General features: G+C 61.3%; 16 protein-coding genes and 1 pseudogene. 3 read left to right on the plus strand and 14 right to left on the minus strand.

The window, feature by feature from the left end; genetic code table 11:
* Nucleotides 1-112 precede the first annotated feature (112 nt).
* From hutH to hutC, 8 genes are all read right to left on the minus strand, one after another.
* Complete coding sequence (gene hutH, locus AB4N48_RS22615) at nt 113-1,636, minus strand: histidine ammonia-lyase (RefSeq protein WP_460094342.1); 1,524 nt, start codon at nt 1,634-1,636, stop codon at nt 113-115.
* 184 nt (nt 1,637-1,820) lie between these two features.
* Nucleotides 1,821-2,651 (minus strand): quaternary amine ABC transporter ATP-binding protein, encoded by an 831-nt coding sequence (locus AB4N48_RS22620; RefSeq protein ID WP_016772086.1) that lies wholly within the window; start codon nt 2,649-2,651, stop codon nt 1,821-1,823.
* Nucleotides 2,648-3,499: an ABC transporter permease gene (locus AB4N48_RS22625; RefSeq protein ID WP_016772087.1), complete on the minus strand. Its 852-nt coding sequence runs from the start codon at nt 3,497-3,499 to the stop codon at nt 2,648-2,650. The genes AB4N48_RS22620 and AB4N48_RS22625 overlap by 4 nt, the downstream gene beginning before the upstream one ends.
* A gap of 70 nt (nt 3,500-3,569) precedes the next feature.
* Nucleotides 3,570-4,538 carry an ABC transporter substrate-binding protein gene (locus AB4N48_RS22630; protein ID WP_460094343.1) on the minus strand — a complete coding sequence of 323 codons (969 nt, stop codon included), beginning with the start codon at nt 4,536-4,538 and terminating at the stop codon, nt 3,570-3,572.
* A gap of 71 nt (nt 4,539-4,609) precedes the next feature.
* Nucleotides 4,610-6,082: a purine-cytosine permease family protein gene (locus AB4N48_RS22635; RefSeq protein ID WP_256808466.1), complete on the minus strand. Its 1,473-nt coding sequence runs from the start codon at nt 6,080-6,082 to the stop codon at nt 4,610-4,612.
* A gap of 148 nt (nt 6,083-6,230) precedes the next feature.
* Entirely contained in the window at nt 6,231-7,919 is a 1,689-nt protein-coding gene (hutU, locus tag AB4N48_RS22640) for a urocanate hydratase (RefSeq protein WP_016772090.1), read from the minus strand.
* Between the two features lie 475 nt (nt 7,920-8,394).
* Nucleotides 8,395-8,964: a HutD/Ves family protein gene (locus AB4N48_RS22645; protein ID WP_460094345.1), complete on the minus strand. Its 570-nt coding sequence runs from the start codon at nt 8,962-8,964 to the stop codon at nt 8,395-8,397.
* Nucleotides 8,961-9,671: a histidine utilization repressor gene (hutC, locus tag AB4N48_RS22650; RefSeq protein ID WP_162803449.1), complete on the minus strand. Its 711-nt coding sequence runs from the start codon at nt 9,669-9,671 to the stop codon at nt 8,961-8,963. Before hutC ends, AB4N48_RS22645 begins: the two co-directional genes overlap by 4 nt.
* A gap of 146 nt (nt 9,672-9,817) precedes the next feature.
* On the opposite strand from hutC, the gene AB4N48_RS22655 reads away from it, so the two are divergent.
* Complete coding sequence (locus AB4N48_RS22655; RefSeq protein WP_460094346.1) at nt 9,818-11,182, plus strand: formimidoylglutamate deiminase; 1,365 nt, start codon at nt 9,818-9,820, stop codon at nt 11,180-11,182.
* A gap of 121 nt (nt 11,183-11,303) precedes the next feature.
* On the opposite strand, the gene AB4N48_RS22660 is transcribed toward AB4N48_RS22655, so the two are convergent.
* Together AB4N48_RS22660 and bamE are read right to left on the minus strand one after the other, a co-directional pair.
* Nucleotides 11,304-11,873, minus strand: a complete 570-nt coding sequence (locus AB4N48_RS22660) for a lipocalin family protein (protein ID WP_016772094.1) — start codon at nt 11,871-11,873, stop codon at nt 11,304-11,306.
* A gap of 29 nt (nt 11,874-11,902) precedes the next feature.
* Complete coding sequence (gene bamE / locus AB4N48_RS22665; RefSeq protein ID WP_315434795.1) at nt 11,903-12,157, minus strand: outer membrane protein assembly factor BamE domain-containing protein; 255 nt, start codon at nt 12,155-12,157, stop codon at nt 11,903-11,905.
* Nucleotides 12,158-12,573: 416 nt separating this feature from the next.
* On the opposite strand from bamE, the pseudogene AB4N48_RS22670 reads away from it, so the two are divergent.
* Together AB4N48_RS22670 and AB4N48_RS22675 are read left to right on the plus strand one after the other, a co-directional pair.
* Nucleotides 12,574-13,425 (plus strand): annotated as a pseudogene (locus AB4N48_RS22670) (cache domain-containing protein); the annotation flags it as partial.
* A 141-nt stretch (nt 13,426-13,566) separates the two neighbouring features.
* Nucleotides 13,567-14,331 carry a methyl-accepting chemotaxis protein gene (locus tag AB4N48_RS22675; RefSeq protein WP_371915145.1) on the plus strand — a complete coding sequence of 255 codons (765 nt, stop codon included), beginning with the start codon at nt 13,567-13,569 and terminating at the stop codon, nt 14,329-14,331.
* A gap of 107 nt (nt 14,332-14,438) precedes the next feature.
* Here the strand turns inward: AB4N48_RS22675 and AB4N48_RS22680 are convergent, their stop codons facing one another.
* The 4 genes from AB4N48_RS22680 to AB4N48_RS22695 all read right to left on the minus strand — a co-directional run bounded on the left by AB4N48_RS22680 (nt 14,439) and on the right by AB4N48_RS22695 (nt 21,338).
* On the minus strand, nt 14,439-15,041 hold the full coding sequence (locus AB4N48_RS22680; protein ID WP_056787260.1) for a DUF924 family protein: 603 nt from the start codon (nt 15,039-15,041) through the stop codon (nt 14,439-14,441).
* A 3-nt stretch (nt 15,042-15,044) separates the two neighbouring features.
* Nucleotides 15,045-16,055 carry a class 1 fructose-bisphosphatase gene (locus tag AB4N48_RS22685; protein WP_016772098.1) on the minus strand — a complete coding sequence of 337 codons (1,011 nt, stop codon included), beginning with the start codon at nt 16,053-16,055 and terminating at the stop codon, nt 15,045-15,047.
* Nucleotides 16,056-16,395: 340 nt separating this feature from the next.
* Nucleotides 16,396-17,760 (minus strand): DUF3999 domain-containing protein, encoded by a 1,365-nt coding sequence (locus AB4N48_RS22690; RefSeq protein WP_460094347.1) that lies wholly within the window; start codon nt 17,758-17,760, stop codon nt 16,396-16,398.
* Nucleotides 17,757-21,338, minus strand: a complete 3,582-nt coding sequence (locus tag AB4N48_RS22695; RefSeq protein ID WP_460094349.1) for a DUF2339 domain-containing protein — start codon at nt 21,336-21,338, stop codon at nt 17,757-17,759. Before AB4N48_RS22695 ends, AB4N48_RS22690 begins: the two co-directional genes overlap by 4 nt.
* Between the last annotated feature and the right edge of the window lie 122 nt (nt 21,339-21,460).

Below are 21,460 nucleotides of genomic sequence, written 5' to 3' on the forward strand. Positions count from 1 at the left end.
ATGCTCCTGTCAGGCATTGTTATTAACTACCAGTCGCTCCGGAGCATTCCGTTATCCGTCGTTTCTCGTCTTGTGAACGATCCACGCCTTGGCACGCTGGTATGGGTAGTTGTCAGTGCAAATTCGGTAGAACGTTGTGCGGCAGATTCGGGTCTTTCAGCACGGTCGCAGCGGCAGCGATATCCGGCGCCAGCCAGCGATCCTGATCGTAGGCGGGGACCGTTTCGCGCAGCAGTTTCCACGCGCGGTCAGTGCCCACGCCAAAGCGCTGTTCCTTGAGGAATTCAAACGCCTGCGCCGCCAGCAGGTATTCAATCGCGAGGATCTGCGTGCAGTTTTCCAGCGCGCGATGCAGCTTCAGCGCGGCGTTGGTGCCCATGCTCAGGTGATCTTCCTGCAGGCCCGAGGTGATGTAGTTGTCGAGTACCGCCGGTTGCGCCAATTGACGGTTTTCCGCACACAGCGAGGCGGCGACGTATTGCACGATCATCATCCCCGAGTTGACCCCGGGATTGGCCACCAGAAACGCCGGCAGACCGCTGACGTGCGGATTGACCAAACGGTCCAGACGGCGCTCGGCAATCGAGCCGATTTCGGCCATGGCAATCGCCAGCAGATCCGCCGCCATCGCCACGGATTGACCGTGCGGGTTGGCCTGCGACATCACCCGGAAATTGTCCGGTGTGCCGAGCAGTAACGGGTTGTCGGTGCAGCCGTTTAGTTCGGCTTCCACCTGTTTGATTGCGTGCTCCAATTGATCACGCGCGGCGCCATGCACCTGCGGGATCGAGCGGATGCTCAGCGCGTCCTGAGTGCGAACGCCTTTGCTTGCGGCGATCACTTGGCTGCCATCGAGTAATGCACGCAGATTTTCGCCGACCTGCTGCATGCCCGGATGCGGCTTGAGCGCAATGATCTCGGCATCGAAGGCATCGATCTGGCCGCGCTGGGCTTCGAAACTCATCGCACCAATGACATCGGCCCATTGCAACAGCCGCGTAGCATCGGCAATCGCCAGGCAACTGAGGCCGGTCATGCAGGGCGTGCCGTTGACCAGACACAAGCCATCCTTCGCGCCGAGCTGCACAGGTTGCAGGCCCTCTTCGGCCAGCGCCTGTTGCGCCGAAATGATCTGCCCGCGATAACTGACATTGCCAACGCCGAGCAGCGCGATGCCGATGTGCGCCATGTGCGTCAGGTAACCCACCGAACCCTGCGACGGCACCTGCGGGGTGATGCCGCGATTGAGCAGCGCCAGCAGCCCTTCGACCACACGCCGATGCAGGCCGGACTTGCCGTGGCTGTAGTTGTGGATCGCAGCGCAGATGATTGCGCGGGTCTGCTCGTCGCTGAGCACCGGGCCGACACCGCAGGCATGGCTGAGCAAGGTGTTGCGCGAGAGTTGGCTGAGCTGTTCGTCCTGCAGCGAGACGTTGGACAGACCGCCCAGACCGGTGTTGACGCCATAGGCGCGCTCGCCGCTGGCGACGATGCGCTGGACGATGGCCTGAGCGTTATCGATGCGCGCCCAGGTTTCGCTGGACAGTTCCAGTGGCGCACCGTGCCGGGCAACGGCGACCACGTCCTGCCAACGCAGAGGGCTGCCTGTGATAGCGATTTTTTCAGCCTGGGACATCTAAAACCTCATACCAATTCTGTTGATGCAGGTAACCCAGTGGTGAGGGGATTTATCCCCGTTCGGCTGCGAAGCAGTCGTAAAACCGGCCACCGCGGTCTGTCTGACAGATTTGCGGGCATGGTTTGGGGCGGCTTCGCCACCCAACGGGGATAAATCCCCTCACCACATAGGCCACTCAGTTTTAGACCACCGCCGCCCGCCGCTGCACGAACCGGTCGACATACTCATCGGCCGGTGAATGCAGGATCTCTCTTGGCGTGCCCACCTGGATCAACCGGCCATCCTTGAGAATCGCGATGCGATTGCCAATGCGCACGGCTTCGTCGAGGTCGTGGGTGATGAAGACGATGGTTTTGTGCAGGGTCTTTTGCAGTTCCAGCAACTGGTCCTGCATCTCGGCGCGGATCAACGGATCCAGCGCACTGAACGCTTCGTCCATGAGGATGATGTCGGTGTCCGCCGCCAATGCACGGGCGAGGCCGACGCGCTGACGCATGCCGCCGGAGAGCTGGTGCGGGTATTTGTTTTCGTAGCCTTTTAGACCGACGGTGTTGATCCAGTGCAGCGCGCGTTCGGCGCAGACCTGCTTGCTTTCGCCACGTACTTTCAGGCCGTAGGCGACGTTATCGAGCACGGTTTTGTGCGGCAGCAGGCCGAAGCTCTGGAACACCATGCTGATCTTGTGTCGGCGAAATTCGCGCAGGGCGTCCATGTCGTACTGCAGGATGTCCTCGCCATCGACCAGAATCGCCCCGCTGGTAGGATCGATCAGGCGATTGAAGTGGCGCACCAGGGTGGATTTGCCCGAGCCGGACAGGCCCATGATCACAAAGATTTCACCGGTGCCGATGCTCAGCGACAAGTCGTTCACGCCGACCACGCAACCGGTTTCGTTGAGCACCTGGTCCTTGCTCTTGCCCTGGCCGACCATGGCCAGCGCGTCCTTGGCGCGGTTGCCGAAAATCTTGAAGACGTTGCGCACTTCGATCTTGCTCACGCTTGCGTTGCTCATTTGCTCACCTCGTGGCGTGGCCGACCGTACGCTTGAGTAATGCGGTCGATGACCACCGCGAGAATCACGATCGCCAGCCCGGCTTCAAGACCACGGCCGACGTTGAGCGTCTGAATCCCCACCAGCACGTCTTCACCGAGGCCGCGGGCGCCGATCATCGAGGCGATCACCACCATCGACAGGGCCATCATCGTCGTCTGGTTGATCCCGGCCATGATGCTCGGCAGCGCCAGCGGCAGTTGCACACCGAACAGTTGCTGCCAGCGGTTGGCGCCGAAGGCATTGATCGCTTCCATGACTTCGCCGTCGACCTGGCGAATGCCCAGATCGGTCAAGCGAATCAGCGGCGGCGCGGCGTAGATCACCGTGGCGAAAATCGCCGGCACCTTGCCCAGGCCGAACAGCATCAGCACCGGAATCAGGTAAACGAAACTCGGCATGGTCTGCATGATGTCGAGCAGCGGCATCAGCACCGAACGCAGGCGATTGCTGCGCGCCGAGAGAATCCCCAGCGGGATGCCGATCAGCACCGAAATGATCGTCGCGACCATCATCAGCGCCAGGGTCTGCATGAGTTTGTCCCAGAGGCCGACCGCGCCCACCAGAAACAACAGACCGACAATCACGGCGGTGGTCACGACTTTGCGCGTGGCGTGCCAGGCGATGACACCGACGATTGCCAGCATCAACCACCACGGCGCCGCACGCAGCAAACCTTCGAGACTGACGATGGCCCACAACAGCGTGTCGGAGATATGCCGGAACACGTCGCCGTAGTTGGTCACCAGCGAATCGACCCAACCGTTGACCCAGTCGGCGATGGAAAAGGTAAAGCTTTCGGGAAACATAAGGGACTCTCAATCAAGGGGTTGCGATCAAGCGTCCGGCTGCCGTGGCTGGCAGCCGGGGAAACCTGACCTACAAGGCCGCGTCGATTTTCTTGGCTGCGTCGTCGCTCACCCATGCGTGCCAGACTTCAGGATGTTCCTTGAGGAAGATTTTCGCCAGTTTTGCCGACTCGATGCGTTCCTTGGCCATGCGCCCGAGGTTCTGATTGAGCAGGTCGATCGGCAGGTTGACCTTTTCCAGCACGGCGACCAGTTCCGGGGCTTCGTCGTGGAAGGTTTTCGACAGGCCGACCTTGATGCTGACGGTCTTGTCGACGCCGGGTTTCTCTTCCAGTTTGACTGCATCGATCTGGCCCATCAGCGGAGTCGGCGACCAGTAGTAGAAGAGGATCGGCTCGCCACGCTTGTAGCTCGACAGCACCGCTGCATCCAGCGCAGGTCCGGTGCCCGGACGGAAGTTGGTGTAACTGTTTTCCAGGCCATAACTCTTGAGCATTTCGCTGTTGTCGAGCTCGCAGGTCCAGCCGGCCGGGCAGTTATAGAAGCGGCCCTTGGACGGCTCTTCAGCGTCCTTGAACACGGCGGAATACTTGCCCAGATCAGCGATGTTTTTCAGCTCCGGGGCTTTCGCCTCGAGCTTGCGCTTGGCGTCGCCTTCGATCACGTAACGCGGCACGTACCAACCTTCGACCGCGCCCACCACCGGTGCACCGACGCCAACGACCTTGCCGGCCTTCTCGGCCTTGTTCCAAACCTCGCTACGGCCGACCCACTCTTCGGCGAACACTTGAATATCGTTGCTGCTCAGGGCGTTTTCCATGGTGATGGAATTGCCCGGCAGGCTGTCGGTCTTGCAGCCGTAACCTTTCTCCAGCACCACTTGCAGCACGTCGGTCAGAAGCATGCCGCTTTCCCAATTCAGCCCGGCGAATTTCACCGGTTTGCCCGATTCGCACCAGCCGGCGGCTTGCGTCGCACCGGCACTGGCCAGCAGGCCCATGGACAGCAATGTGGTCAGCAGGGTCTTGTTCGATTTCATTGTCGTGACGCTCCTAATCATGAATGGGCTTACGGCAGTTCAAGAGGCATCCAGCCTGGTCCACGTCCAGATCAGGCCTGCGCCGCAGCGCGACCGGCCCCGCTCGTTTTTGCTTGTAGGGTGCTGTTCTGCTCGACCGGCAGAATCAGGCGATCGGGCACTGCGCTGTGCCATTTCTTTGCGCAGAAGTAATAGACGGCGGCCGGGAGAACCAGACCGATGATCCAGGAAATGTCGACATCACCGAGGGCGGCCACCAGTGGGCCGGTGTAGAACTTGGTCGAGATGAATGGCAACTGCACCAGCACGCCGAACACGTAGACGCTGATACCGAGCAGGTTCCAGCGGCCATAGCGACCGTCCGGATCGGCCAGCGCCGGCACGTCGTAACGCTCGCGGGTGATGCAGTAGTAGTCGACCAGATTGATCGCGCTCCACGGGGTGAAGAAGGCGAGCAGAAACAGGATGAACGACTTGAACGCACCGAGGAACGAGTGCTGTCCGAGCAAGGCAATCAGGGTTGCCGCACCGACGATGAACAGCACGAACACCAGCCGTTGCATGCGGGTAACCGTCAGGTGCCCTTTGAAGCCACTGATGATGGTGGCGATGCACATGAAGCTGCCGTAGGAGTTCAAAGTGGAGATGGTCACCTTGCCGAACGCGATGCTGAAATACAGCAGTGCGGCAGTGGCGCCGGTACCGCCGAGTCCGACGATGTAGGCGACTTCATGGCCAGCGAATTGACCGTTGGCGGACGCGGCGGCAAATACACCGAGAACCATCGCCACCTGCGCGCCGATCACCGAACCTGCGCCAGCGGCGAAAAAGGTTTTCACCGATGAAGTGGCGCTCGGCAGGTAACGCGAGTAGTCCGCTACATACGGGCCGAAAGCGATCTGCCAGGACGCAGCCAGCGACACCGCCAGCAGAAAGCTGCTCAAGCTGAAATGACGAATCTGCAGGAGCGCACCAACGTCGGTCTGGCTCATCAGCCGCCAGAACAGGAACACGAAAGCGATCACGCCAATCACACTGGCGACGCGGCCGATCCAGTGGATTACCCGGTAGCCAAGCACCGTGACCAGCACGATGACGCTGGCGAAAATCAGGATGCCTACACTGTCGCTGACACCGAACAACTGGCCCAGCGCTTGCCCGGACAGCACCGTTCCGGTGGCGGTGAAGCCGAGGTACATCAGGCACACCAGCACGATCGGAATCGCCGCGCCATAAACGCCGAATTGCACACGACTGGAGATCATCTGCGGCAAGCCCAGTTTCGGCCCTTGCGCGGCATGCAGCGCCATCACACCACCGCCGAGCAACTGACCGATCAACAGACCGATCAGCGACCAGAACACATCACCGCCGAGCACCACGGCCAAGGCCCCGGTGACGATCGCAGTGATCTGCAGGTTGGCGCCCATCCACAGGGTGAACTGACTGAACAGACGACCGTGTCTTTCCGCTTCCGGGATGTAGTCGATCGAACGCCTTTCGATCAACGGAGTACTGCCTGCACGTTCGTTGTTAACCGCCATGATTCAACCTCTGTGGATTGCTATTCGGGTTCACTGAAATTCCTCTGTGGGAGCGAGCCTGCTCGCGAATCGGTGTATCAGGCACAGCAGTAGCGACTGACACGACGCCTTCGCGAGCAGGCTCGCTCCCACATAAAACCAGAGCGTGTTACCCGCCAGTGATCATCGGCAGATTCAGCCCCTGCTCTTTCGCGCAGTCGATGGCGATCTGGTAACCGGCATCGGCGTGGCGCATGACGCCAGTCGCCGGGTCGTTATGCAGCACACGAGCAATGCGCTCGGCAGCCTCATCGGTACCGTCGCAGACGATCACCATCCCCGAATGTTGCGAGAAGCCCATGCCGACACCGCCGCCGTGATGCAATGAGACCCAGGTCGCGCCGCTGGCGGTGTTCAGCAGTGCGTTGAGCAGCGGCCAATCGGACACGGCGTCGGAGCCGTCCTGCATCGATTCGGTTTCGCGGTTGGGACTGGCGACCGAGCCGGAGTCGAGGTGATCGCGACCGATCACCACCGGTGCCGACAGCTCACCGCTACGGACCATTTCGTTGAAGGCCAGACCGAGCTTGGCGCGCTGGCCCAGACCGACCCAGCAGATACGTGCCGGCAGACCCTGGAAGCTGATGCGCTCGCGGGCCATGTCCAGCCAGTTGTGCAAATGCGCGTCGTCCGGGATCAGCTCTTTGACCTTGGCGTCGGTTTTGTAGATGTCCTGTGGATCACCCGACAGCGCCGCCCAACGGAACGGGCCGATGCCACGGCAGAACAGCGGACGGATGTAGGCCGGCACGAAGCCCGGGAAATCGAAAGCGTTTTCGACGCCTTCTTCCTGAGCCATCTGACGGATGTTGTTGCCGTAGTCGAAGGTCGGAATGCCTTGCTTCTGGAACTCCAGCATGGCTTTGACGTGCACCGCCATCGACTGCTTGGCGGCTTTGATCACAGCGGCCGGTTCGGTCTTGGCGCGGGCGCGGTATTCGTCCCAGCTCCAGCCGGCCGGCAGGTAACCGTTGAGCGGATCGTGGGCGCTGGTCTGGTCGGTGACCATGTCCGGGCGCACACCACGCTTGACCAGTTCCGGGAGGATTTCCGCCGCGTTGCCGAGCAGCGCGATGGAAATCGCTTTGCCTTCTTTGGTGTATTTGTCGATGCGCGCCAGTGCGTCGTCGAGGTCTTTGGCTTGCTCATCGACGTAACGGCTCTTCAGGCGGAAATCGATGCTGACCTGCTGGCATTCGATGTTCAGCGAGCAGGCGCCGGCCAGGGTGGCGGCCAGCGGTTGCGCGCCGCCCATGCCACCGAGGCCGGCGGTGAGCACCCAGCGGCCCTTGAGGTCAGCGTTGTAATGCTGGCGCCCGGCTTCGACGAAGGTTTCATAGGTGCCCTGAACGATGCCCTGGCTACCGATGTAGATCCAGCTGCCGGCGGTCATCTGGCCGTACATGGCCAGGCCTTTGGCGTCGAGCTCGTTGAAGTGTTCCCAGCTCGCCCAGTGCGGCACCAGGTTGGAGTTGGCGATCAGCACGCGCGGCGCGTTGCTATGGGTCTTGAATACGCCGACCGGCTTGCCCGACTGCACCAGCAGGGTTTCGTCGTCGTTCAGATTAGTCAGGCTCTCGACGATCTTGTCGTAGCACTCCCAGTTCCGCGCAGCGCGGCCGATGCCACCATAGACCACCAGTTCTTTCGGGTTCTCGGCGACTTCCGGGTCGAGATTGTTCATCAACATGCGCAGCGGCGCTTCGGTCAGCCAGCTCTTGGCGGTCAGCGTGTTACCGCGTGCGGCGCGAATCTGCACGTCACGAAACTTGTTGCTGTTCTGGGTATTGTCAGTCACGAAAAAGACTCCTCAGCGATCAATTCAAACCAACCCTGGCAGTGGGCAGCAGCCTGCGCGCTGTGCTGCGCGACAAGCGAATCAGTGGACGCTGCGGAGAGTCTCGACCGACTCATACGCATACGTCTTTACTTGTACATACAAGCATATGCAATCAAGCGGCCAACTTGCTGGAGGAGTGTTCAGGAAAAATCAGGGGTAGGGCTGGAGAGCGCCTGAATCGAGGGTTCTGGCGTGAATGAAATTTTCTTCGCAGTTATTTTGGGGAGGTTGGGATTGGCTACGACAGCGTGGTTTTGCGCCACGCTGGGGCGTTCGGTAACAAGTTGGTGCGTGGAGGGAAACAAGAGTGGGGATGGCTTTTGTGGCGAGGAGATTTATCCCCGCTGGGCTGCGCAGCAGACCGCTTTTTTATTCAAGAATGGGGCCGCTTCGCGACCCAGCGGGGATAAATCCCCTCGCCACAGGGGTGTGTTCAGTTGTGGAGGAGTTCGATCACGCAGCATGCGGCGTTGGTAGAGACTTCGACTAGCCCACTGTTGCCGTCCAGTTGCAGGCAATCATGCCGACCGAGCTGTGAAACGCCGTCGCCAACACGCACGTCCATCAGCTCACTGACACTGAACACCAGCACTGTCGATGCCGAACTGAAGAACCGCTGCTCACCGTCCAGCCACTGCAATCGCGCGCTGTAACGTTGCGGCGCGTAGATCAGATTGAAGTCGCGAATCGCACCGCCGAGCAAGGTGCAGGACACTTGGCTTTCGCCGCTGAAAGCAAACGGGTCCAAGGGTAACAGTGGACGGGTAGCGTCACCGTCGACGCACAGAGTCATGCCGTCGCCCTGCAACACGGTGATCACTCGCTGGTAACCGGCGAATGTCGAGAAACCGCCCGATTCGGCGATGTCGGCAATTGACAGGCGCCAGCCGAAACCGTCCAGGCCAGCGCCGGCATCACGGGTGATTTCCTCGGTGCTGCCGCCGCCGTTTTTCCACGGCATGCGCGGGTAGCCTTCGGCGCGTAGAACCTTTATTTCATTCATTTGTGGAAGCGCCCTTCCAGACGATGGCGGGAACCCGGGTGAATCAAACGTGCCGCCGTCACCGGTTGACGCCCCGACCAAGTCCGCCGACGGATCAGCAGACACGGCTCGCCCTTTTCGATCTGCAGCAACTTGCACTCCGACGGCTCGGCAAGAATCGCTTCGACCACGTGCTCGCCCTCGGTCAGCGGCGCGACCTGATTGAGATAGGCATAGGGCGTTTGCAGGGTGAAATCCTGCTTGAGGTATTCCGGCGCGACCAAAGCGTTGACGAAACGGTCTTCGATTTGCACCGGAATGTCGTTTTCGTAGTGCACGATCAGCGAGTGGAAGACCTTCTGGCCTTCGCGCATGTCCAGCGCCAGCGCGCGTTCGGAACCGGCGGCCTCTTCTTCGAGGGTGATGACCTGGCAAGTGTGGCGATGGCCGCGCGAGGCGATTTCATCGGCGATGTTGTGCACCTCGAACAGCGCGGACTGGCTCTTCGGTTCGGCGACAAACGTGCCCACGCCTTGCATGCGCACCAGCAGGCCATCGGCGGTCATCTCGCGCAGGGCGCGGTTGATGGTCATGCGGCTGAAGCCGAGCTGGCTGACCAGTTCGCTTTCGGACGGCACGCGGTAGTGCGGCGGCCAATTACCGCTGTCGATCTGCTGGGTGATCATCTGTTTGACGCGGGCGTACAAGGGCGCCGGACTGTCGCCCATGTTCGCGGCCAACGGAGAAACTGGAGGCGGAGTCGGCACGGTTGATCCCTGTTCATTGGATGAAAGTGACTAGCTTGCCGGAGTTTACCGGGCAGGCAAACGTCTGTATATGTATATACAAATAACACACGATGGGGTGCCGAACGATGTCCGCCTTCTTTGCCGAACGCGCACTGCTGCCTAACGGATGGGCCAACAATGTACGTCTCGAGGTCAGCGCCGATGGCGTGTTGACCCGAATCCAGGCCGATTCCAGCGCAGACGGCGCCGAACGGCTGCGCGGGCCGTTGCTGCCGGGTATGCCCAACCTGCACTCCCACGCCTTCCAGCGCGCCATGGCTGGATTGGCCGAAGTGGCCGGCAACCCCAACGACAGTTTCTGGACCTGGCGCGATCTGATGTACCGCCTCGTCGGAAAAATCAGCCCCGATCAGCTCGGCATCATCGCCCGTCAGCTGTACATCGAAATGCTCAAGGCCGGTTACACCTCGGTCGCCGAATTTCACTATGTGCACCACGACAGCAACGGCCAGCCGTATGCCGATCCTGCCGAACTGGCTTTGCGTATCAGCCAGGCCGCCAGCGAAAGCGGCATCGGTCTGACCCTGCTGCCAGTGCTCTACAGTCATTCCGGTTTCGGTGGGCAAACACCTAACGATGGCCAGCGTCGCTTTATCAACAGCACTGAGAACTATCTGAATCTGCAAGCGCGGTTGCAGCCATTACTGGCGCAGCAAAAGGCGCAATCGCTGGGCCTGTGTTTCCACTCGCTGCGGGCGGTGACGCCACAACAAATCAGCGAAGTGTTGGCGGCCAGTGACAAACAATGCCCGGTGCACATACACATCGCCGAACAGCAAAAGGAAGTCGACGATTGCCTGAGCTGGAGCGGTCGTCGTCCGCTGCAATGGCTGTACGAGAACACTGAAGTCGATCAGCGCTGGTGTCTGGTCCACGCCACCCACGCCAATCCGCAAGAAGTCACGCTGATGGCCAACAGTCGCGCGATCGCCGGGCTGTGCCTGACCACTGAAGCGAATCTGGGTGACGGGATTTTCCCGGCGGTGGACTTTCTTGCCCAGGGCGGGCGCATGGGCATTGGCTCCGACAGCCATGTGTCGCTGAGCGTGGTGGAAGAATTGCGCTGGCTGGAATATGGCCAGCGTCTGCGTGACCAGCGGCGCAATCGCTTGTATGGCGCGCAGCAGCCGATGGTCGGTCGCACACTATATGACGCCGCGCTGGACGGCGGCGCGCAAGCGTTGGGGCAACCGATTGGTGCGCTGAAAGTGGGCAAGCGCGCGGACTGGATTGTCCTGGACGGTAGCGATCCGTATCTGGCGACGGCTGCGGGGGACGGGATTCTCAATCGCTGGTTGTTCGCCGGCGGCGATCGCCAGGTGCGCGATGTGCTGGTCAATGGTCAATGGGTGGTGCGTGATGGCCGGCATGCCGGCGAAGAGCAAAGCGCCCGAGCTTTCACCCAGGTCCTGCGTGATCTCTTGGGCTGACCCAAAACCAAACTGTGGGAGCGAGCCTGCTCGCGAAAGCGGTGTATCAGTCAACATTCATATCGACTGATACACCCTCTTCGCGAGCAGGCTCGCCCCCACATTTGATTTGTATAGCGGCTTAATTGGATGTCTTGGCCATCTGCCGATCCGACGCCCGCCAGATCAGGCGTGTGGTGTCGTAACCCTGCTGACGCGCCTTGCTCAGCAATTCTTCACGCACTACACCGTTGACGGTCGGTGTGCGTGACAGCAGCCACAAGTACTTGCGACTCGGATCGCCGACGATGGCGGTCTTGTAATCGTCGCTGACGTACAACACCCAGTACTCGCCCTTCGCCACACCCGGCACCAGGCGCGAGAACCAGTTATCGAATTCGACCCAGAGCTTGTCGGTCTTGCCCGGCACTTGTGGATAAGCCGTGCCCTTGGCTTCTTCCCACTGCCACTCCGGGGTCAGGCAACGGTTGAGCACGCCGACATTACCGTCAGGCTTGAGGGTGTAATGGGCTTCGGATTGCGCGCAGTGGCGCTGGAAGTACATCGGCAAGCGTGCCAGTTCATACCAGGTGCCCTGATAACGCTTGAGATTGACGCTGTTGACGGTCTTGGGCGCCAACGGGTCGACGCCGGAAGTGGCGCAGCCAGCCAGTACCAGGCCAGCAAAAAGGATCAGCAATAACCGCTTCATTTTTTTCTCCGTGGGCGCGAAGCCCCGGTTTACTTCAGGCCTTGGCCGGAAAACATCAGCACTTTGTCACCGGCGTATTGCACGCTGATAAAGCTGTTCTTGTCGCCCCAGGTGCAGCTGGACATACCGAGCGCGCCCGAGCAATCGGTGGGCTTGCCGAGGAGGGTTTCCACTTCGGACTTGGTCATGCCGGCCGAGAGCTTGGAGTAGTTTTCCTGATTGACCTTACTGCATGCGGCCAACAGCACGCAAAACGACAGCAGGGCGATAGATCGCAGCGACATGGTGAAACTCCTGGAACGAGGGGGGATGGCATGGTGCCAACCAGAAGCTTAGAAGAGAAAAGTGTCATCTGGTTCCGTGACCGAACGCCTATTTATCAGCCCGCCTGTCCGGCTTTTGTCGGTAAATCAAAAACTTTGTGAAGCCGTCGAGCATTTCGTCGACTTTCCCTGCAAGCGCCTAATCTTTGGCGCGGCGCGGTCGAAATAAGAGCAGCGCAACGCTGCCGAATATGGCAAATTGCCGCCCTTTCCTGACCAGCCCCTTCGCGGTAGTTCATTCGATGACCAGAAACATGAAATTCAGCCACAAGATTCTGCTGGCTGCTGCCCTTGTGGTGGCCGTTGCGTTCGCCTGTTTCATCTTCTTCAACGACTATCGCCAGCGTCAGGCCTTGAGCAGCAGCACCGAAGCGACCATGCAGGAGCTGGGAAGCCTGACCACCAGCAACATTCAGACGTGGCTGGAAAGCCGCATTCAACTGCTGCAATCGTTGTCGCAGCAAGTCGCCGTCGACGGCAACGCGCCCGCCAGCCTCAAGCGCATCATTGACCTGCCCGCCTACACCGGCAATTTCCAGCTCAGCTATTTCGGTGGCGCTGACGGCGTGATGTTCTCGGTGCCGGCCGGCAACCGTGCGCCGGACTACGACCCACGGGCGCGTGGTTGGTACAAAGCGGCCAACAGCGCGCAGCAGACCATCGTCACCGAACCGTACATCGCCGCTTCGTCGGGCAAACTGGTGATCACCGTCGCCACCCCGGTGCAGCGTCAGGGCCAAATGCTCGGCGTCGCCGGTGCCGACATCGATCTGACCAGCGTCAGCGCGATCATCAACTCGCTGAACTTCGGCGGCCACGGTCATGCGTTCATCGTCAGCGCCGAAGGCAAGATCCTGATTCACCCGGACAGCAAGCTGGTGCTCAAGTCCCTCGCCGAGGCCTATCCGAACGGCGCGCCTCAAGTCAGCCCGGGCCTGAAAGAAGTCGAGTTCGACGGCAAGACCCAGTTGATTTCCTTCACCCACGTCAACGGCGTGCCGTCGGCTGACTGGTACGTGGCGCTGGTGCTCGACAAAGACACCGCGTTCTCGATGCTCAGCGAATTCCGCACCTCGGCACTGATCGCCATGGTCATCGCCGTGCTGATCATCATCGGCCTGCTCGGCATGCTGATTCGCGTGCTGATGCAACCGCTGCTGACCATGGGCCGTGCGATGCATGACATCGCTGAAGGCGAAGGCGATCTGACCAAGCGTCTGGTGATTCACGGCAACGATGAATTCGGCGCATTGGGTACGTCGTTCAACCGCTTCGTCGAACGCATTCATACGTCGATCCGCGAAGTGTCCTCGGCCACCGGCCAGGTCAACGAAGTCGCCCTGCGTGTGGTCGCTGCCTCGAACTCGTCGATGTACAACTCCGACCAGCAGGCCAGCCGCACCAACAGCGTCGCCGCCGCGATCAATCAGCTCGGCGCCGCCGCTCAGGAAATCGCCCAGAACGCCGCCCTCGCCTCGCAGCATTCCAGCGATGCGCGCAGCCTCGCGGTCGACGGCCAGCAGGTGGTGGATAAAACCATCCACGCCATGCAACAACTGTCGGCGAAGATCAGCGATTCCTGCGGCAATATCGAAACGCTGAACAGCAACACGGTGAACATCGGCCAGATTCTCGAAGTGATCACCAGCATTTCCCAGCAGACCAACCTGCTCGCACTCAACGCCGCCATTGAAGCCGCGCGTGCCGGTGAGGCCGGACGCGGTTTCGCCGTGGTCGCCGACGAGGTGCGCAACCTCGCGCACCGCACCCAGGATTCGGCGCAGCAAGTGCAGAAGATGATCGAAGAGCTGCAGGTCGGCGCACGCCAGGCGGTGAGCATCATGACCGAGAGCCAACGCGAGAGCGAAAGCAGCGTCGGCATCGCCAACCAGGCCGGCGAGCGTCTGGGCAGCGTGACCCAGCGCATCGGCGAAATCGACGGCATGAACCAGTCGGTGGCCACCGCGACTGAAGAGCAGACTGCTGTGGTCGAGTCGATCAACGTTGATATCAACGAGATCAACACGCTGAATCAGGAAGGCGTGGAAAACTTGCAGGCGACGTTGCGCGCGTGTTCGGACCTTGAGCAGCAGGCGGCGCGGTTGAAGCATCTGGTCGGCAGCTTCAGGATCTAAGCTGCAGCCTCAGGCCTCTTCGCGAGCAGGCTCGCTCCCACAGTGGAATGCATTTCAATTGTGGGAGCGAGCCTGCTCGCGAAAGCGGCATAAGCCGCACTGAAGATTCAGAATCTTGAGCCGGGCCTGGACAGAAACTCCAATTCCTCAGCCGTAGACTCCCGCCCCAACACCGCATTGCGATGCGGAAACCGGCCAAACCGGGCAATCACCTTCTGATGCCGCTCGGCATAGTCCAGGTTATCGGCAAACACCGCCCGCTCCGACTCTGGCTGTTCAGCCACCAATTCAATAAATCTGGAAACGGCTTCATTCTGCACCGCGAGGTTTTCGCAGTGTTCGAACACCAGATAAATGAACACACGCTGAATCGGTTTCAACTGCCGATCAAAATCCGCTGCAATGCCTTGCGCGACAAGCTTCTGTGCGCGCAGATCACCGGAAAATGCTTTGGGGGTGTCGCGATAGATCATGCGTGGCAGTTGATCAAGCAACAGCACCACCGCCAGCCAGCCTTCGGGACATTGCGTCCACTCAGTCAATTCGCCGGCCAGGGCCTGATCGACAAAGACCCCGAAACGCGTCTGCGCTTCGAGGTCCTGGCTGTTTCGCTTGCCGAACCACAACTTGCCCTTTTCGGCCGCCACTTCGTTCGCTGATTCGGCGTGTCCGAACCACCAGTCGAGCAACGGCTGCCAGGGCGCGTGCATGGTTTATTCCTTGTGGTAGGCCGTGGCGCGGGCGACTTCTTCTTTCGAACCGAGGAACACTGCAACGCGCTGGTGCAGGCCTTCCGGCTGGATGTCGAGAATGCGCTGGTGACCGTCGGTGGACGCGCCGCCGGCTTGTTCGACGAGGAACGACATCGGGTTAGCTTCGTACATCAAGCGCAGCTTGCCCGGTTTGGACGGCTCGCGGCTGTCGCGCGGGTACATGAACAGACCGCCGCGGGTCAAGATGCGGTGTACGTCGGCAACCATCGCCGCGACCCAACGCATGTTGTAGTTCTTCTTCAACGGGCCTTCTTCACCAGCCAGCAGCTCGCCGACATAGCGCTGCACCGGGGCTTCCCAGTGGCGCTGGTTGGACATGTTGATGGCGAATTCCTGGGTGGTTTCCGGGATGGTGATGTCTTCGTGAGTCAGTACGAAGCTGCCCATTTCGCGGTCCAGGGTGAAGCCTTTGACGCCGTCGCCCAGGGTCAGCACCAGCATGGTCTGCGGGCCGTAGATGGCGTAACCGGCGGCCACTTGCTGGGTGCCTGGCTGCAGGAACGCTTTTTCGTTCAGCGGCTCGTTCTGGCTCAGGTACTCGTTCGGGCAACGCAGTACCGAGAAGATCGTGCCGACCGGGGCATTGATGTCGATGTTCGACGAGCCGTCCAGTGGGTCGAACACCAGCAGGTACGCGCCTTTCGGGTATTTGCCCGGGATCTGGTAGGCGTTGTCCATTTCTTCGGACGCCATGCCGGCCAGGTGACCGCCCCATTCGTTGGCTTCGAGCAGGATCTCGTTAGAGATCACGTCGAGCTTCTTCTGCACTTCGCCTTGCACGTTCTCGGTGCCCATGCTGCCCAGAACACCACCCAGGGCGCCTTTGGACACGGCGTGGCTGATCTCCTTGCAGGCACGCGCCACCACTTCGATCAAAAAGCGCAGATCGGCAGGAGTGTTGTTGCTGCGGGTCTGCTCAATCAAATAGCGACTCAAGGTAACGCGGGACATGGACGGCTCCGGTGGAATGGGGGGCGGAAAACCCGCGCAGTTTACAGGGAGTCTGAAAACCTAGCGAGCGAAGACGCCGGCTAACGTGCGCCTGGGTGTATTTGCCTGTATGAGACGTGATTGTCGGTGGAGAGTTCAGGTGTCGGGTTGAGCGTAGTTGGAAATGGGGCGGGTGGTGGTTGAGTGATAGCGGCAGTCTGATGAATTTTTGTTGTTTGACCGGCCGCCATCGCTGGCAAGCCAGCTCCCACAGGATGTGTGGTGTACACAAAATATGTGAACGACCGAGATCACTGTGGGAGCTGGCTTGCCAGCGATTGGCGCGCAGCGCCGGCCATGCTCAGGTATTGGCTGGCGGTTTGCGCAACAGGCTGAACGCCATCGCCCCGAGAAACACCACACTGAGCAGCAACACTGCCCACAAGCCGAACTTCTTCCAATTAGTCCCGGCCACCGCAGCCGTCGTCGCCGCCGAAGTTTGCGTGGCCTTCGCTTCGTCCTGCACCGTCGCCTTGCCCAGGCTCGCCAGCTTTTCTGGCTTGAAATCCGGAATCAACGTTGCCAGCGGCAGGTTCGCCGTTTTCACCGTGGCATTGCCCAAGGCCAGGCTGTACGGCCCTTCGCCCCGGGCGAGGAAGATCACCTGCGTGGCGCGCACCGCGTATTTCAGGTCCGGCGCCTGCTCACCCAGACCGCCGCCGCGCTCATCCACGGTCAGCTTGAGTTGCTGCACGGTCTGCCCGGACAGCGGGATTTCGTTCTGGACCACGTCCTGATTGTTCTGGCTCAGGCGATACAGCAAACCGCTGCTCAGTGGCTGCCACGGCAAGTTGCTCTCGCGCCGGCCGGCCAACGTGACCGGCGCCAGACTGTTCGGCTGTTTCAGCTCGATCTGCACCCGCTCGACATTGAGCCCCATCGGCAACTGCCAGATGTATTCCCCGGATTTGCTGCTGTTGCCGGCCACGCTGGGCGACCAGACCAAAGGCAGCGGCAGGTTGCGCGGGTCGCTGCTTTTCAATTGCGCCGACGTCAGGACGGGCGCCGAACCCGGCGACTCCCACAGCAGGCGCACATAGCTCGCGGTCTGCCCCGGCAGGGTCACTTCATGCTGTTCGATGCGCTCATCGGAAAAGGTCAGCCGTGCCACTTGGCCCTCGCCCCAGGATTGCCAGTGCTGCAGATCGTCGCTGGCCTCGATACTGAAACGCTGGAAACCGTCGCGCTCGCTGGTCCAGTCGAGGATCAACTGCTGCAGCGGCGCCTTGATCGCGCTGGCATCGAGCAGCCAGCCGCGCAGCACTTCTTCGCCAGCCTCCAGTTGCGAGGACGGTTGCACTTCGACCAGGGTGCCGTTGGTGGTCGACTGCACGCGCACATTCGGCGCGCGCTCGCTGGCGTCGGCGGCGTTGTACAGCGGGAACCATTTGACCTCGTGCAGCTTGCCGTCGTCGCGGGTCTGCGCCGATTCGCGAGCCAAGGCGTAGGCCTGCGCTTCGCCGGCGGCGTTGAACACGCGCAAGTCACTGAGATCGGTCTGGCGCGCCTGCAATTGCGCGCTCAGCGGCAGGTCGAGGCGATACCACGGGCCATTGCCGCTCACCGTCAACGGCAACTGCGTGGCGAAGTCCGCCGGTTTTTCCTGAGCGCCAGCGACCATCACCACGCCCAGCGCCAACCAACCCAGATTCAGCATGCGACTCAAGATGCAACTCCTTCGGTTTCCGGCGCGGGTTTGTCCGCCGCCGGTCCAGCCTCGACGCCTTTGGGTGGCAGCGGCGCAAAGTAGCCGACCACCAGCAGCAACACGCCAACGCCGATAAACGAGACGATCCGGGCGAGGCCGCCACGGTTGCTCAGTTCGACAAAAATCAGCTTGGCCACCACCAGCGCGATCAGCGCCGCGCCGATCAGCCACACTTCGCGGCGATGGCGCAGATGGCCGCCGATCATCAGCCCCAGCGCCATCAACGTCCAGACGATCGACAGGCCGGCCTGCACCAGCATCGACGCGAGCAGTTGATCAACCTCGAACGGGATGCCGGCCCAGTGATGCGCCGCGCGGGTGACCAGCGCGGTGCAGAAGGCGAACAGCGAAACCCCGGCGATCAGTTGCGTAGCCTTGTCGGCATGATCCTGACGGATCGACAGCTGCGCGACGGCGCTGCGCGACCAGGCATAAACGCCGAACAGCGCAAACAGCAGACCCAGCTCCAATGGGTTGAGCAGCGGCACGTAAGGCAATGGTTCGGCATTGCCATCGCTGACGCCATTGGCCAGCCAGAACCACGCCAGCATCAGCACCGCCAGCGGTGCCGCTGCGTACAAGCGGTACTCGCGGGCAAATGCGGCCACCGGCCACGGCCACGAACGGGGAGCAGCCATCAGCAACAGATAGAGGCTCGGCAGAATCGCCCAGCCCAGCCACCGCCACGCGTTGTACTGCTCGGACAACAACAGCAGGCCGTAACGCAACTCCAGCGCCAGCACGCCAATCAACAGCCAGCAACCGAACACATGGGCCGCGCTCAATGCGCGCGCCGGCAACACCGAAGCCAAGCGGCGCAGGCTGAAGAAATGCACCGCGAACAGCGCCGGCCACGCCAGCCAGCCGAAGTCGGCGGCCGGGTGGTAGCGCGAATGCCAAGAGCCGAGCAAAACCAGCGTCGCCGCCGGAATCAGCAAGGTGCAGAGCAACCCCAGCGCCGGCCATTTCAGACGCAGCGACAACAGCGTCCACAGCGCAACACTGATCGCAGCGACCAGCAGCAACAATGTGCCTTGCAGGTTCGGCGAAGCGAAACGCAGGATCTCGCTGACCCACGCCAGCGTCCACCAACCGGCGCCCCAGACCAGCAGCACTTGCGACAAGCGTTGCAAACTCAAGGCATCAAAAGCACTGGCATGGTTGCCCAATTGCAAGCGCCACGCGCCGATCAGCGCGGCCAGCCCCAGCACCAGCGGCGTCCAGAATCCGCCATGGGCCAATGGTTTCAATCCTTCGCTAGACAACGGCCCGAGCCATTCGGGGCCGGCGAGCAGAAACGCTGCGCTGCCGACCACCTGCAACAGCAGGCCGAAAACGAAACTCAGACGCTGTTGCAGGTACAGGCTCAGCCAGATGATCAGCAAACCGCTGGCCGCCCACACCGCGCTCGCGGTTTGCCACGGCAGCACGAACAGCACCGCCAGATTGATCAGTACCAAGCCGGCCAGCAGCACCACCGACAAGCCGCGCAGCAGGCGCACATCGCCGCGCACCATCTCGTCCCGCGCCGCCAGCAGCATGCCGCCAATCAAGGCCAGACCGATCAGCGATGCACTGAGCAAGCCGCTCCAGCCAGCGCTGAACACCGCCGTCGAATCTTCGCCGGCCGTTTGCAGGCGCAGCAGGAACAACGCGCCGCCCAGCAACTGCACGGCGAACGCGGTAAACAGGAATGTGCGCGATTGAATTCGCAAGCCAACAAACAAGGTCGCCAACCCGGCCAAGGCCCAACTGATCGCTGTGCCCTGGATGAACAGGAACGACGGCGCCAGCAGATACAGGAACGTCAGGCCCAGACACGCCAGCAGCGGCAGGCCTTGCTTTTCCCACGGCAATGTTTGCTCGGGCGTAGCCTTGCGCAGTTGGAAGAAACTGAACAGCAGCGCGGCGCCAAGCATCAGCGCGCCCAGCGGTGCGCCGTCGAGCAGGCTGCTCTCGCCGAGTTGCAGCTGGCTGAGAAACGCCAGTGCCGAACCCAGTTGCAGCAGTAAGGCAAAGGCCCGGGCAAACGGTCGATGCTGACGCAAGCCGAGCCAGAAAATCCCCGCGCCTTCCACGGCCCACGCCGCAGACGTCCAGCGCGCATCGAGCCCCAGCGGAATCGCCAGGCTGGCAAAAATCACTCCCAGCGCCAGGCAGGTTTCACCTAGCAGCATCGCGCGCCCGCCCATCAAAACTTTGGCCAGCGTCATATAGATCATGCCCAGCGCCAGAGCACTGAACGCCGCCGCGAATTCGAGATGCTGCACCAGCGCAAACTGCAGACCGAAGCCAATGATCGGCGGGCCGAACAGCATGGTGCCGTCGACATAATCACCCTTGCGGGCCGACCATTGCAGCAGCGCCTCGCGATCAGCCTCCGCCGGAGCATCCTGCAGGTCGCGCAATTTGCGCCGGGCGAACAGCAGGCCGATGGCGAGGTACATAAGGAAAAACACAATCAGGAACGGCTCGGTGCTCCACAGCAGTTCCGCCGTGTAGGAACGCAGACCCCAGGCGAAACCGATACCGAAGGTCCCGACAAAACCGATCAGGTTGAGCAGGCGCCAGGCCTTGAACCAGGCGATGGAGAGAATGCCGGCGTTGAGCAGAGCGAAATAGCTGAACAGTGCGACGTGATTGCCTTCGCCGGTAGAAGTCAGAATCGGCGCAGCGAAACCACCGAGTGCCGCCGCTGCGGCCAACCCCAGCGCGTCCTGGGTAATCGCCAGAATGGCCGAGAACACCGTCACCGCGACCAGCAAACCAAGTGCAGCGGACGGATCAAGCAACGGATGCAGACGCATCGCCGCAAACACCGTCAGGTACAACACCGCGATCCCGGTGCCTTGCAGCATCAATGCATAGTTGCTGTTGCGTCGGCGCAACCACCAGCCCAGCGCAAGCAGAGCCAACGCCGCTGCCGCGACGCCGGTGTAACGCAACTCGATCGGCACCACCATGCCTTCGGTGGCGTAACGCAGTAAAAATGCCAGACCGAAAAACAGCAGCACCACACCGACGCGCAGCACGGTGTTGCCGCCAAACAGCCAGTTGCGCGCAGCGCTGATGCCGCGCTCGATCAGGTTCGGGCCACGGGGTTCGGCGGGTTTTTGCGTTGGTGCAACGGGAGCCGGTTCGGCGCGCCAGACATCGGCCGGCAGCGACTGGCTGGTTTCGCGGGCGACGGCGGAGATCGGTTCGAGTTCGGGGGGCAGTTCCCAGATCAGCTCAGGGGGCGGGGCTGCCTGCTCAGCCACGTCGACGGGCGCGGCGACTGGCTCGGCTTCAGGTGGCGGCGCGGGCGCATGGGAGGGCGAACCTTCCAGCACAAACAGCCGCTGGGCCACGCCTTGCAAGGCTTCGCGCACCTGCTCGAGTTGACGCTGTTGCTCCGCCGCCTGCGAGCCAAGGCGCGCGATGCGCAGCATCTGGCCGATGACCAGCCCCAGCAGCGCACCTAACAGCGCGCCGCTGAATGACTCGTCGAGCAGTCCACCGAGCACCAGCCCGATCAACATGAACATCCATTGCATGGTCGATATCCCTAAGCAGCCCCGGGGCGGGGCGAGTCCGGCGATGGCTTCAGTCTAGGCACAAACCGTGTGGGAGCGAGCCTGCTCGCGAAGGCGGATTGTCAGCCAACATTTCTGTTTAA

It is taken from the genome of Pseudomonas sp. S2_C11 (assembly GCF_054668395.1).